This window comes from Bradyrhizobium sp. SK17, assembly GCF_002831585.1.
GTDB lineage: Bacteria > Pseudomonadota > Alphaproteobacteria > Rhizobiales > Xanthobacteraceae > Bradyrhizobium.
On the sequence record NZ_CP025113.1, the window covers coordinates 3,587,450 to 3,600,579 of the forward strand.

At 65.0% G+C, this 13,130-nt stretch carries 12 protein-coding genes and 1 pseudogene; 5 read left to right on the forward strand and 8 right to left on the reverse strand.

Annotated elements, in window-relative coordinates; translation table 11 throughout:
* Window positions 1-158 precede the first annotated feature (158 nt).
* The 5 genes from CWS35_RS16615 to CWS35_RS16635 are packed head-to-tail and all read right to left on the reverse strand — an operon-like array spanning window position 159 to window position 5,530.
* Complete coding sequence (locus CWS35_RS16615) at window positions 159-1,691, reverse strand: ABC transporter ATP-binding protein (protein ID WP_024580739.1); 1,533 nt, start codon at window positions 1,689-1,691, stop codon at window positions 159-161.
* Window positions 1,688-2,371 carry a cysteine hydrolase family protein gene (locus CWS35_RS16620; protein WP_100952562.1) on the reverse strand — a complete coding sequence of 228 codons (684 nt, stop codon included), beginning with the start codon at window positions 2,369-2,371 and terminating at the stop codon, window positions 1,688-1,690. The genes CWS35_RS16615 and CWS35_RS16620 overlap by 4 nt, the downstream gene beginning before the upstream one ends.
* Before the next feature lie 15 nt (window positions 2,372-2,386).
* Window positions 2,387-3,313, reverse strand: a complete 927-nt coding sequence (locus CWS35_RS16625; protein ID WP_100952563.1) for an ABC transporter permease — start codon at window positions 3,311-3,313, stop codon at window positions 2,387-2,389.
* A gap of 1 nt (window position 3,314) precedes the next feature.
* Window positions 3,315-4,424 carry an ABC transporter permease gene (locus CWS35_RS16630; protein WP_100952564.1) on the reverse strand — a complete coding sequence of 370 codons (1,110 nt, stop codon included), beginning with the start codon at window positions 4,422-4,424 and terminating at the stop codon, window positions 3,315-3,317.
* The gene (locus CWS35_RS16635) at window positions 4,421-5,530 is read right to left on the reverse strand and encodes a BMP family ABC transporter substrate-binding protein (RefSeq protein ID WP_100952565.1); all 1,110 of its coding nucleotides are present in this window, start codon (window positions 5,528-5,530) and stop codon (window positions 4,421-4,423) included. The genes CWS35_RS16630 and CWS35_RS16635 overlap by 4 nt, the downstream gene beginning before the upstream one ends.
* A 371-nt stretch (window positions 5,531-5,901) precedes the next feature.
* On the opposite strand from CWS35_RS16635, the gene CWS35_RS16640 reads away from it, so the two are divergent.
* Both CWS35_RS16640 and CWS35_RS16645 read left to right on the forward strand, forming a co-directional pair.
* Window positions 5,902-7,152 carry an allantoate amidohydrolase gene (locus tag CWS35_RS16640; protein ID WP_168226340.1) on the forward strand — a complete coding sequence of 417 codons (1,251 nt, stop codon included), beginning with the start codon at window positions 5,902-5,904 and terminating at the stop codon, window positions 7,150-7,152.
* 306 nt (window positions 7,153-7,458) lie between these two features.
* On the forward strand, window positions 7,459-7,683 hold the full coding sequence (locus tag CWS35_RS16645) for a hypothetical protein (RefSeq protein WP_245439000.1): 225 nt from the start codon (window positions 7,459-7,461) through the stop codon (window positions 7,681-7,683).
* On the opposite strand, the gene CWS35_RS16650 is transcribed toward CWS35_RS16645, so the two are convergent.
* On the reverse strand, window positions 7,631-8,602 hold the full coding sequence (locus CWS35_RS16650) for a LysR family transcriptional regulator (protein ID WP_100952568.1): 972 nt from the start codon (window positions 8,600-8,602) through the stop codon (window positions 7,631-7,633). The genes CWS35_RS16645 and CWS35_RS16650 overlap by 53 nt on opposite strands.
* Before the next feature lie 86 nt (window positions 8,603-8,688).
* On the opposite strand from CWS35_RS16650, the gene CWS35_RS16655 reads away from it, so the two are divergent.
* Complete coding sequence (locus CWS35_RS16655; protein WP_024580747.1) at window positions 8,689-9,747, forward strand: YeiH family protein; 1,059 nt, start codon at window positions 8,689-8,691, stop codon at window positions 9,745-9,747.
* A 3-nt stretch (window positions 9,748-9,750) separates the two neighbouring features.
* Here CWS35_RS16655 and CWS35_RS16660 read toward each other — a convergent pair whose 3' ends face one another.
* A complete protein-coding gene (locus CWS35_RS16660; protein WP_100952569.1) occupies window positions 9,751-10,764 on the reverse strand; it encodes a formamidase in 1,014 nt (337 codons plus the stop codon).
* 193 nt (window positions 10,765-10,957) lie between these two features.
* Between CWS35_RS16660 and CWS35_RS16665 the strand changes: the two genes are divergently transcribed.
* Both CWS35_RS16665 and CWS35_RS16670 read left to right on the forward strand, forming a co-directional pair.
* On the forward strand, window positions 10,958-11,635 hold the full coding sequence (locus CWS35_RS16665) for a cysteine hydrolase family protein (RefSeq protein ID WP_100952570.1): 678 nt from the start codon (window positions 10,958-10,960) through the stop codon (window positions 11,633-11,635).
* A 238-nt stretch (window positions 11,636-11,873) separates the two neighbouring features.
* Window positions 11,874-12,740 (forward strand): hypothetical protein, encoded by an 867-nt coding sequence (locus tag CWS35_RS16670; RefSeq protein WP_100952571.1) that lies wholly within the window; start codon window positions 11,874-11,876, stop codon window positions 12,738-12,740.
* A 90-nt stretch (window positions 12,741-12,830) separates the two neighbouring features.
* Here the strand turns inward: CWS35_RS16670 and CWS35_RS16675 are convergent.
* Window positions 12,831-13,087 (reverse strand): annotated as a pseudogene (locus CWS35_RS16675) (carbohydrate ABC transporter permease); the annotation flags it as partial.
* Window positions 13,088-13,130 lie beyond the last annotated feature (43 nt).

The following is a 13,130-nucleotide window of genomic DNA, read 5'->3' on the forward strand; positions in this document are numbered from 1 at the left end:
TGGTGATAAAAGCGAGCTGGGGCCACAGCCTTGTTCAACAACAAGGCCCTGTGGTTATGGGTCCCGGCCTACGCCGGGACGACACCGAGCTTTGGCCCTACCGCCTGCGGGGAGAGGCCGGAACGCATCGCCAGATGCGTTCCGGGTGAGGGGGAACCTCAATGCCCTGCCATATGCCGGCCGATCTCGGTGAGGTCCGCCTCGCTGGCGCGGGCCTCGTGCACGAACGCGCCGTGAAACATCACGACCAGGCGATCCGACAGCTCCAGCAACTCGTCGAGATCCTCGCTGACCAAAAGCACCGCGGCACCGCGGTTGCGCGCGGCCATGATCTCGGCATGGATCTGCGCCACCGCGGCGAAGTCGAGCCCGAAGCAAGGGTTGGCGGCGATCAGCACCTCGACGTCGCCCGAGAGCTCGCGCGCCAGCACCGCGCGCTGCACATTGCCGCCAGACAGCGCCGCGATCGGCGTCTCCGGGGTGCGGGTCTTGATCTTGTAGCGGTTGATCTTGCGCTCCGCATCGCGCCTGAACGCCTTGCCGTTCAGCCACCAGCCGCCGCGGGCGAACGGGGCGCGGTCGAATTCGCGGAATGCGATGTTGTCGGCAACGCTCATGCCGCCGACGCAGGCGTTCTTCAACGGCTCCTCCGGCAACAGCGACATCTTGTGGCGCCGCATCTCCTCGCGGCTCGCCGCATAGGCCTCGCCCTGGACGCGGATCACGCCGCTCTCGGCCTCGCGCTGGCCCGCCAGCACCTCGACCAGCTGGCGCTGACCGTTGCCGGACACGCCGGCGATGCCGACGATCTCGCCGCTCTTCACCGTCAGCGATACGCCGTGCACCGCGATCGCGCCGGCGTCGTCGAGCGCGGTGAGCCTGTCGAGCTCGAGCCGCGGCGCGCCGGTCTCGCCGGTGCGCGGCGGCTGCACCGTCAGTTGCTCGGCGCCGATCATGGTGCGCGCCATCTCGTTCGGCGTCAGCTCCGAGACCTTGCCGGTGCCGGCGAGCTTGCCGCGGCGCAGAATGGTCACCTCGTCGGCAAACGCCATTACCTCGCGGAACTTGTGCGTGATCATCAGGATGGTGAGCTCGCCTGCGACCACCATCGCGCGCAGCATGCCGAGCACTTCGTCGGCCTCGCCCGGCGTCAGCACCGAGGTCGGCTCGTCCAGGATCAGGAAGCGGCGCTTCAGGTAGAGCTGCTTGAGGATCTCGCATTTCTGCCGTTCGCCGGCGGAGATGTCGGAGACTTTTGCGTCGAGCGGCACCTTGAACGGCATCCTGCGCAGGAAGGCTTCAAGCTCCTTCTTCTCCTTGCGCCAGTCGACCACCGAAGGCACGTCGTCGCGCGCCAGCACCAGGTTCTCGGCGACCGTCATCGCCGGCACGAGGGTAAAGTGCTGGTAGACCATGCCGAGCCCGAGCGCATGCGCGTTCTTGGGGTTGGCGATGCTCTGCTGGCGGCCGCCGACGATGATGTCGCCTTCGGTGGCGTGGTAATAGCCCATGATGCATTTCACGAGCGTGCTCTTGCCCGCGCCGTTCTCGCCCAGCAGCGCGTGGAACGAGCCGGGGCGCACCTTGAGCTCGACATTGTCGAGCGCAAGGAAGTCGCCGAATCGCATCGTCATGGCGATGGCATCGACACCGAACGCGCCTGCCGGTGCGGGCGGTTCGCCGATGATCACGACAGCGCCCCGATCAGGTCGGCGGATCTGGTCACCGCACCGAACACGCCGCCCTGCATCTTGATCATCTTCAGCGCGTGGTCGTGATTGCTCCTGTCGGTCGCGCCGCAGCAATCCTCCACCAGCACGCATTCGAAGCCGCGGTCATTGGCCTCCCGCATCGTGGTGTGGACGCAGACGTCGGTGGTGATGCCGGTCAGCACGATGTTATCGATGCCGCGCAGCCGCAGCATCAGCTCCAGATCAGTGGCGCAGAACGAGCCTTTTCCGGGCTTGTCGATGATGGGCTCGCCCGGCAGCGGCGCGAGATCGGGGATGATGTCCCAGCCCGGTTCGCCGCGCACCAGGATGCGGCCGCAGGGGCCGGGATCGCCGATCCCGGCGCCGATCTGCCGCGAGCGCCAGCGCTTGTTGGCGGGCAGGTCGGCCAAATCGGCCCGGTGGCCTTCGCGGGTGTGGATGACGTGAAAGCCCTGCGCGCGCATCACCGCGAGCAGCTTCTTGATCGGCTCGATCGGCGCCCGGGTCAGCGACAGGTCGTAGCCCATCTTGTCGACATAGCCGCCGACGCCGCAGAAATCGGTCTGCATGTCGATGATGATGAGCGCCGTATTCTCTGGCCGCAGATCGCCATTGTAGGGCCAGGCATAGGGCTCGGACTTGATGAAGCGCTCGGGCATGAATGATCTCGCGGTCTATCGGGTGATGGACAATTCGGCGGGCGCGCCGGTCAGCGTGCGCTTCGGCGAGCAGGTGATGATCATGATCGCGAGGGTCAGGATGTAGGGCGCGGCATTGAACAGATGATAGCCGGAGGTGATGCCGACCGATTGCAGCGCGGGCCCGAGCGCTGCGGCGCCGCCAAAGGCGAGCGAGGCCCACAGGCACAGCATCGGGTCCCAGCGTGCGAAGATCACCAGCGCCACCGCGGTGATGCCTTGTCCCGAGGAGAGGCCTTCGTTCCAGCTGCCGGGATAGAACAGCGACAGGAACGAGCCGCCGATGCCGGCGAGGAAGCCGCCGACCATGGTGGCGCGCAACCGTATCAGCAGCACCGAGTGACCCATCGCGCGCGCCGCATCCGCGCTCTCGCCGGCGGTGCGGATCAACAGGCCCCAGCGCGTGGTCCTGAACGCCCAATAGAGCAGCGGCGCGATCGCGACGCCGATCAGGAACAGCACGTTGATGCGCAGCGCCGCGCGCAACTGCGGGATGTCACTCCACCAGCCGAAATCGATCGCCGGCAGCCGTGCCGCGGTCGGCTCGATCAGCGGCTTGCCGAGGAAGAAGGCGAGGCCCGTGCCGAGCAGCATCAGCGCGATGCCGACCGCGATGTCGTTGACGCGGGGGAGCGAGCAGATGCCGGCGTGCAGCGCGCCGAACAGGGCGCCGGTGACACCGGCCGCGAGCACGCCGAGCCATGGCGAGCCCGTGAGATACGAGATGCCGTAGGCGCTCATCGCGCCCATCACCAGCGTGCCTTCGAGGCCGAGATTGATGCGGCCGCTCCGCTCGGTGATGCACTCGCCGAGGCTGACGAACAAAAACGGTGTCGAGACGCGGATGGCGCCGCCGAACACGGCGAGCGGGACGGTCCAGAGCCCGAGCGATGCATCCGCCATGTCAGGACTTTCCCTTCAGGAAGCCGATCCGTCCGTAGAGCGCATCGCTCGCCAGCACGAACACGAAGATGATGCCTTGCAGCACCAGCACCGAGGCATCGGGCAGGCCGAGCCGCCGCTGCAACAGGCCGCCGGAGGCCGAGATGCCGCCGAGCAGGATCGCCACCGGAATGATCGCCAGCGGATTCTGCCGGGCCAGGAACGCGACCAGAATGCCGGTGAAGCCATAGCCCGCCGCGAGATTGGCGTTGGTGCGGCCCTGCACGGCCGCGACCTCGATCATGCCGGCGAGCCCGGCGCTGCTGCCGGCGAGGAAGCAGACGGTCATGATCAGCTTGCCGACCGAAAGCCCGACGATCTTGGCGGCGCGGATGTTGCCGCCGGCGACGCGCGCGGCGAAGCCGAACGTCGTGTGATAGATCAGGATGTAGGCGGCGACGGCCGCGACGAGGCCGAACACCAGGCCCCAATGCACGTCGGTGCCGGGGATGCTGCCGATCATGTTGGCGGCGCCGATCTCGCGCGTCGACGGCTTGTTGAGGCTCGCCGGATCGCGCATCGGCCCCTCGACCAGATGGTTCAGGATCGCCAGCGCGATATAGACCAGCAGCAGGCTCGAGATCGTCTCGTTGACGCCGCGATACTGCCGCAGGCCGCCCGACAGCGCGATCCAGAAGCCACCGCCGATCATGCCCGCGATCACCATCGCGATCTGCACCACGATCGGCGCTGTGCCTTGCAGCGCCAGCGCCGCCGCGGTTGCCGACAGCGCGCCGATCAGCAGCGCGCCTTCGCCGCCGATGATCACCATGCCGAGTTGCGCCGGCAGCGCGGTGCACAGCGCGGTCAGGATCAAAGGCGCGGCGCGGGTCAGCGTGTTCTGCCACGAGAACCAGGTGCCGAACGCGCCGTAATACATGTAGAAATAGAGATCGAGCGGGTTCTTGCCGTAGAGCGCGACAAAGCCGCCGAACACCGCGAGCGCGCCGACCAGCGCCGCGCCCGGGATCAGGATGTATTCGATGCTCGAGCCGTAGCGCTGGAGGAAGCCGGGATCGGCGGCCGGAGCAACGCCGGCCGCCTCCACCGATTCCGCCGCCTCGGTCGTCACGCGGTGGCTCCGATCACGCCCTCGACCAGATAGTCCATCTTCTCGAGTTCGGGATCCTGCTGGCCACGGTCGGTGCCGCCGGCGATCACGGTCTTGCCCTTGTTGTCGGTGATCGGGCCCTTGAAGATGGTGAAATCGCCGGCCATGAACTTGGCCTTGACGTCGTCGGCATGCTTGCGCGCTTCGGCCGAGACCATCTCGCCATAAGGCGACACCTTGACGATCTCTTCCTTGAGGCCGCCGCGATAGAAGTTCGGGATCGTCTCTCCAGCCACGATCATCTTGACGAATTTCGGATACAGCGCCTCCCAATTCCATTCGGCGCCGGTGAGATAGGCCTTCGGCGCCAGCGGCGCCTGGTTGACGTGATAACCGCACACCATCGCCCCGCGGCGCGCGGCGTTCTCGACCATCGTCTTCGGACCGTCGACATGGCAGGTCAGCACGTCGACGCCCTGGTCGATCAGGCTGTTGGTGGCCTCGGCCTCCTTGACCGGCATCGACCAGTCGCCGGTGAAGATCACCTGCGTGGTTGCCTTCGGATTGGCGAGCCGGGCGCCGAGCGTGAACGCGTTGATGTTGCGCAGTACCTGCGGGATCGGCTTGGCGGCGACGAAGCCGAGCTTGCCGCTCTTGGTCGAATAGCCGGCGACGATGCCGGAGATGTATTGCGCCTCGTCGATATAACCGAAATAGCTGCCGGCGTTCTTCGGGTCCTTGTCGGTCCACAGTCCGCCGCAATGCTCGAAATGCAGCTTCGGAAACTTGGTTGCCATCTTGACGACATGCGGGTTGTAGTAGCCGAACGAGGTTGGAAACAGCAGCGTGGCGCCGTCGAGATTGACCATCGACTCGATGGTCTTCTCGACTGCGTCGGTCTCCGGCACCTTCTCTTCCTCGATGACCTTGATGCCGGGCAGCTTCTTCACTGCCGCCGCGCCCTGGGCGTGGGCCTGGTTGTAGCCGTAGTCGTCGCGCGACCCGACATAGATGAAGCCGACCGTGGTCTCGGCGGCGGCCGCGCCGCGCACCCCGAGCGCGCTGCCGAATGCCAGCGCCGCGCTTCCCTGCAATAAGTGCCGTCTTGAAATCCTGCCAAAATCCATCGCCTGCTCCCTCCGGCGGGTCCGGCCCGCCTGTCCTTGTCGCAGCCGCCATAACGGCGTCGCTTGAGGGAGTGTCGCAAGCTTCGTGCCAGAGCACGTTTGGCGATCATGGCTCCGTAAGCATCTGAATATTCAAGGTAACACTGAGCAATGTGAGGTTGATCAGAGCTCGGTCAATGTCGATATGCCTATTTTATAGGCGATATATCGCCGTTGTATGCAATGGCGTTAAGCAGTCGGTAACCGGCCGGCGGCGGCTACCGGCGTGGTTGGGGTTCGGTGATTTGCCGGCTGGTCAATCGGATCGGGCCTGCTACGAGTGAGGCCATGCAGCCGGACTTCGGGGCCGGGTTGGACTGATGGGAAAGACCATGAGCGAGAACAAGCCGTCCGCCCTTGGCGCCGAGATCGTGGCGCGGATCGATCAGCTCGCGGCGATCTCAGAGACTTCAGAGCATCTGGCCCGCGTCTTCCTCACGCCCGAACACCGCAAGGCGGCCGATCTGATCCTGTCCTGGATGCGCGAGGCCGGCATGAGCGCGCATCTCGATGCGATCGGCAATGTCTGCGGCCGTTATGAGGGCGAGCGGCCGGGGCTGCCGGCGCTGGTGCTTGGCTCGCATTACGACACCGTGCGCGATGCCGGCCGATGGGACGGCCCGCTTGGCGTCATCACCGCGATCGCCTGCGTCGCCGATCTGAACCGGCGCGGCAGGCGGTTGCCGTTCGCGATCGAGATCGTCGGCTTCGCCGACGAGGAGGGCGTGCGCTTCGCCTCGACCCTGCTCGGCAGCCGCGCGGTGGCCGGCACGTTCGACGAGAGCGTGCTCAACAGCCGCGATCGCGCCGGCATATCGATGCGCGATGCGCTGATCGCCTTCGGGCTCGATCCCGATCATATCGGCAAGGCGGCCCGCGCGCGCCGCGAACTGCTCGGCTATGTCGAGCTGCATATCGAGCAGGGCCCGGTGCTCGAACAGAAGGAGCTGCCGGTCGGCGTCGTCAGCGCGATTTCAGGCGCGACCCGGCTCGCCGCCAACCTCACCGGCGTTGCGGGCCATGCCGGCACCGTGCCGATGCCGTTGCGGCGCGATGCGCTTGCAGGCGCCGCCGAATGCATCGTTGCGATCGAGCAGTTTTGCAGGAGCGACGATTCTGGCCTGGTCGGCACCGTCGGCCATATCGACGCCATGCCCGGCGCCACCAACGTGATCCCGGGCAAGGTGTCGTTCACGATGGACATCCGCTCGCAGAGCGACATGCATCGCAAACGCGCCGTCGCCGACATCGTGCGGCAGGTCGAGGTGATCGCCAGGCGGCGCGAACTCGGTTTGCAGATCGACGTCACCCACGAGAACCGCAGCGTGCCCTGCGCGCCCTGGCTGAAGACGCAGCTCGCGGCCGCCGTCGCCGCCGAGGGGCACGCCGTGTTCGAACTGCCGAGCGGGGCAGGGCACGACGGCATGGCGATGGTCGATGTCGCCGATATCGGCATGATCTTCGTGCGCTGCCGCGGCGGCGTCAGCCACAATCCGGCCGAGCATGTCGCGCTGGAAGACGCCAACACCGGCGTGCTTGTGCTGCTGCGATTTGTCGAGAATTTCCGAGCGCAGGCTGGTTGAGACAAGATCTGTTGTGCCAGCCTCCGTCATTGCGAGGAGCGATAGCGACGATGCAATCTATCTTTCCGCGTTTGCCGATCGACGGATTGCTTCGCTTCGCTTGCAATGACGGCTGAGGGAGCTGCGCCGGCCGTTTGGCGCCAGAATTCCTGGTCCAGGTGGCCGTTTTCGCCGCCGGAGAAGGAAACTCTCCCCGGGCCATGCGACGGAAAAGGCCTTTCCAACCGACGCGGGCAAAAGGCATTTCGTTACCCTTGCTTCCGACCCCGTCGTCGCGACATTCTCCTCACGTTCCAGATGGTCACGATGATGAGCCAATCCACATTCGATCCCTTCGGTGAGCCGGTTCCCGCGGTCGATCCTTCGATCGCGAACGCGGGCGTGTCGAAATGGCTGAAGACGGCGGGGACCAGCGTGTTCTGGGTGCTGGTGGTCGGCATCGTTCTGGCGCGGGCGGTCTATTTCGAACCCGGCGTGTTCAGCTTCGAGCATGCCGTGGCGTGGGCGCAGGGTCTGTTGGCCGTACTTTAGCGGACGACGCGCGGGGCTTCGCCTTCGTATCCTTTGTCTCTCGAATGATGCCCTCGAACGCGACCGCCGCCGGCACGTCGAGCCGGCCGGGCGATTTCAATTGCCACAGCGTGCGTTCGATATGGACGCCTTTGATCGGGATCACCTTGAGCTTCCCGAGCCTCACCTGATCGTCGATCGTCGCAACCGACACGATCGCCACCCCGACACCCGCAGCCACCGCCTGCTTGATCGCCTCGGTGCTGCCGATTTCCAGGGTTCGCTGCGGCTCGACGCGGTGGGCGGCGAGCGCCTGCGCGACCACCTCGCGGGTTCCTGAACCCGGCTCGCGCACGATCAGGATCTCATCGTTCAGCGACCGGATGTCGATCGGCCCCTGCACCGCCGCGAAGCGGTGATCCGGAGCCGCGATCAGCGCCATCACATCGGTGCGCCAGGCCTCGCTGATCAGGTTCTCGTCCTCGACCGGTCCCTCGACCAGCGCGATCTCGACCTCGTGCCCCAGCATCAGCGCCGCGATGTCGCTGGTATTGGCGCTCACCACATGCAGGTCGATGCCGGGAAAGGCGCGGTGGAACACGCCGAGATATTCCGGGATCATGTAGGTCGCGATCGTCGTGCTGGCGCCGATCCGCAGCGAGCCGCTGTCGAGGTTGCGCAGCGCCTGTAATTCGTCCTCGGCGGCGCGCTCGGCCGCGAACAGCGTTTCGGCATGCCGGGCCAGCGCCGCGCCCTCCCGGGTCGGCCGCACCCCCTTCGGCGTGCGGTCGAGCAGCCGGCAGCCGACCTGCAACTCGAAATCCCGCACGCCCTTGGAGATCGCGGGCTGGCTGATGTGCAGCAGGTCGGCGGCGCGGGAGAAACTTCCGCTTTTCGCCACCGCCGCGAACAGGCGGAGCAGGTGCAGGTTGAGGGACATAACTTCTCTCTATCGGGGCAGTCCGAAAAGATATTAGCCAAGGAGTGGGGTCTGGCGCATAAAATCTTCTCCGAAAAGAGGATTTCGTGCCGGAACAAGAACAACATCAAGGGCAGCAGCAGGGGGCGCTGAAGCGCATATTCCTGCTCATTCCGGGCATTCTGCTCTGCGGGGTGGTCACCGTCATCTCGCTCGGCGTCCAGGCCGTCGAGGAGCGGGTTTTCGACCACCCCTATATCGAGGCCCTGGTCGTCGCCATCCTGCTCGGCATGGCCGTGCGCACCGCCTGGGAGCCGTCCGAGCGCTGGCGCTCCGGCATCGCCTTCAGCGCCAAGCAGTTGCTCGAGGTCGCCGTGATGCTGCTCGGGGCCTCCATCAGCTTCGCCGCGATCGTGGCGTCGGGCGGGCTTCTGATCGGCGCCATCGCTGCGACCGTCGTCATCATGCTGGCCGTGAGCTATGGCCTCGCTCGCCTGCTCGGGCTGAAGAGCAAACTCGCGATCCTGATCGCCTGCGGCAATTCGATCTGCGGCAATTCCGCGATCGCGGCCGTGGCGCCGGTGATCGAGGCCGATGGCGACGACATCGCCTCGTCGATCTCATTCACCGCGATTCTCGGCGTGCTGATGGTGCTCGGCCTGCCGCTGCTGATTCCGCTGCTGAAGCTGACGGCGACGCAATACGGCATCCTCGCCGGGCTCACGGTCTATGCCGTGCCGCAGGTGCTGGCGGCGACCGTGCCCGCCGGCATCGTCTCGACCCAGATCGGCACGCTGGTGAAGCTGGTGCGGGTCTTGATGCTGGGCCCGATCGTGGTCGCGCTGTCGCTATTCGTGGCGCGGCGCCGCAAGAGCAGCACCGGCGCAAAGGCCGCGTCGATCAGCCCGTTCAAGCTGGTGCCCTGGTTCATCATCGGCTTCCTGGTGCTGGCCGCGCTGCGTTCGTTCCAACTGGTGCCTGACATCGCGATCGCGCCGGTGACCAAGACGGCGGCCATCCTCACCGTGGTCTCGATGGCCGCGCTCGGGCTTGGCGTCGATGTCCGTGTGCTGTCGACCGTCGGCGGCCGGGTGACGGCCGCGGTCACGTTGTCCCTGATGCTGCTGCTCGGCTTGAGCATCGGCCTCGTGCACTTCTTCAAGTAGCCGCTACTCGGCGGCCTTCGCGGCCTTGCCGAACATCCGTGTCGGTGCGGGGAAGCCGCATGACGTGCCGTCGGTGATCTTGACCCGGTCTTCCCAGGGCAGGCGGAAGCGGCCGGACACCATGTCCTGCATGAAGGTGTAGGGGCAATCCATCGCGCCGCCTTTCACCGCGACATAGCCGCGATGCCAGAGCTGATAGATGTTGTTCTCGACGCCCCAGTTGATCCGCGCCTCGCGCACCAGGTCGGGCCGCACCTCGGCGGTGATGATCTCGTCGGCCCGTCCGGTGGTGCCGTGCGCGATGATGCTGCCGTCGAAATTGACGATCATGCCTTCGCCCATCGAGTCGAACGACCCGTCCGAGCCGCACATGCAGACATTGGCGGTTACCATCAGGTTCTGGAACGCGTTGGCCTGGTTGGTGAAGCGCCAGCTGTCGCGGATCGGTGCGGTGTAGCCCGCGGTGCGGATCATGATCTCCGCGCCCTTGTAGGCGCATTCGCGCGCCATCTCCGGGAACATGCCGTCGTGGCAGATGATCAGCGCGAGCTTGGCGCCGTTCGGTCCGTCGATCACGGGAATGCCGATGTCGCCCGGCTCCCACGGCTCGACCGGAATCCAGGGATGGAATTTGCGGTAGTACAGCTTGATCTCGCCGTGATCGTCGATGATCAGCCCCGAATTGTACGGGTTGCCGTGCGGGTTGAACTCCATGATGGAGAAGCAGCCCCAGATCTTGTTGTCGATGCAGGCCTGTTTGAAAGCCGCGACTTCAGGCCCGTCGAGCCGGCACATGATCTCAGGGTTGGTATCCATCGAGAGGCCGTGCAGCGAGTATTCGGGGAATACGACCAGGTCCATGGTGGCGAGATTGCGCCGCGCCTTGCCGACCATCCAGACGATGCGCTCGGTCTGCCGCGCCAGATCGGCTTTGGTCGCGACCACGGGCAGTTGCAGCTGCACCAGTCCGATCACGACGCCATTCGGCGATTTGTTGAGACCGCCAAGTCCGTTCATGCCTGTCCTCCCGCTCATTACGACGCACCGCGTCATTTGCGCGAACGATCGATCCTCGTCCGCTCAGGCTCCCAGCTAGCAACGATCATGCCAGCAGCATCGGACGATCGGCAAATCAGCTGCCGGTGATTGCGTAGTGGCACGCGGTTTGCTTAATCAAGCGCGGATCTTCTCGCATTCGGGGGAGTGCGCCATGGCGAATTCAAGCGGGACAATCGCGGCGGAGCCGGCGCCGATCACGCTCGACTGGAGCAAGACCGCGCTCGTCATCATCGACATGCAGCGCGATTTCATGGAGCCCGGCGGGTTCGGCGAAACCCTCGGCAATGACGTCAGCCAGCTCGCCCGCGCGGTGCAGCCGATTGCCGCGGTGCTCGCGGCGGTGCGCGACGCCGGCTTGCTCGTGGTCCATACCCGCGAGGGCCATCTGCCCGATCTCTCCGACGCGCCGCCGGCAAAGGTTGAGCGTGGTGCGCCGAGCTTGCGGATCGGCGATCCCGGGCCGATGGGACGGATCCTGATCCGCGGCGAGGCGGGCCACGACATCATTCCCGAGCTCTATCCGCAGGACAGCGAGATCGTGATCGACAAGCCCGGAAAGGGCGCATTCTACGCCACCGAATTCGCTGACATCCTGCAAAAATACGGCATCGAGAATCTGCTGGTCTGCGGCGTCACCACCGAGGTCTGCGTCAACACCACGGTGCGCGAGGCCAACGACCGCGGTTACCGCTGTGTCGTGATCGCGGACGGCTGCGCGTCCTACTTTCCGGAATTCCACGAGATGGGCCTGAAGATGATCAAGGCCCAGGGCGGCATTTTTGGGTGGGTCACCGATTCAGCCGCGGTGCTGGAGGCGCTCGGACGTTGAAGCGAGATGAGATTGGGCTGCGCCGCGAATAGGGGCGCTACCTATCGCGTTTGCGGCGCGGAAGCGTTGGGGCGCATGCTCAGGACTCCGGGACGCCCGCTTTTCATGGTCGAAGCAGACACTCGACCCGACGTCGGGGATAACCCCTCGCAGAAGCACACCGTGCGAGATGGTCACGGTATTATTAGTCATTGGCGACGTCTTCCGCTAAGGGTTGTCGACGATTGGTCCACAACTCTTGGATGGTTTCGTGCAAGTCGGGAGAATTCTTCGCAGTCGCGCCGGGACGTTCGTCGTTATCGGCTGGCTTCTTTTCGTGGTGTCGATCCCGATTTGCCTCTCGGTCGTTGTGGTTACGGCCATAGACCTGACTTACTTCGCAGCAAGTCCGCAGATCCCATTTGACAAGTACGATAATGACGCCTCCTGGATATTTCTTGCCTCGGTTGCTTTTGCCGCGGTTGCGTCTTCAATCGCGCTTGCTTTGGAGTTTCGAGCCACCGCGTCCGCATTGGTGGTTGCGATTTGGGGTGTCGCCGTTGCCGGCATCCCGGTTGCTCGTTCGTTTGTGAAACCTGGTCCGGAATATTTCGAGCGGCATGCCGGCCAGGAAACCTTTTGGGTACCTTGGAAGTATGTGGCGACCAGCCCCGGGGTGCCCCTTGAGAAAATGCCAAAGGAGGTTGGCTTCTCTGCGGATCTCTGTCTTTCCAATCTCTTAGGGCGCGGCGACGTAGGCTGTGGTTTCATTCAGAGTGTCCATGTTTTACCCAGCGAGAACAGCGATGCTGATCCCGACTTAAAATCGTGGCGTGAATACCGGTCTCAGATGAGTAGGGGTCTTGACCGCGATGGGTATCAATCGTTCGACTTGAGCTTTGCGCGGCCTAGCGGTCGTACGCTGGTCCATCACTACTTCGCTCGCCTGAACTTGAACGGACAGCTCACGCGGCTTGTCGTCTGTCACGTTAACAGCGAGAGATTCTGTATAACTCACGCGCTGGTGGGCAACTATTGGCTTGGATACCAAGCAGGCTCAGCCGAGGGTGACGAGGTGCTCGACGGCAAGCTCGCGGCGTTGATCGAGTCATGGCGGCGCAAGTAGTGTGTTCTGAAGCCATGGTTCAGACCGACGAGCGCTTTTGGCCCTCAGCCGACATGATGAAGCGCGCCTCTCCTGTCCGCTGCTCTCGCCTTAGCCGCCCTTCACCGTACCCGCCGTCAGCCCGGCCACGATCTGCGGCTGCGCCAGCACGGTGAGCAGCAGCACCGGCGCCGTCACGATCAGCGCGGCGGCGGCGAGCGGGCCCAGCTCAATTGGTCGAACGAGATCATGTTGTGAACCGCGACCGGCAGCGCGTGGGTCTCGCGCCCGGCCAGCACGATGTCGAAGACGAAGTTGTTCCAGGAGAAGATCACCGCGAGCATGAGGGCGACCGCAAGCCCGGCTCGCGGTCAGTCCAGATTCTGCATCATCCGCCGCCGGCGGCGTGCG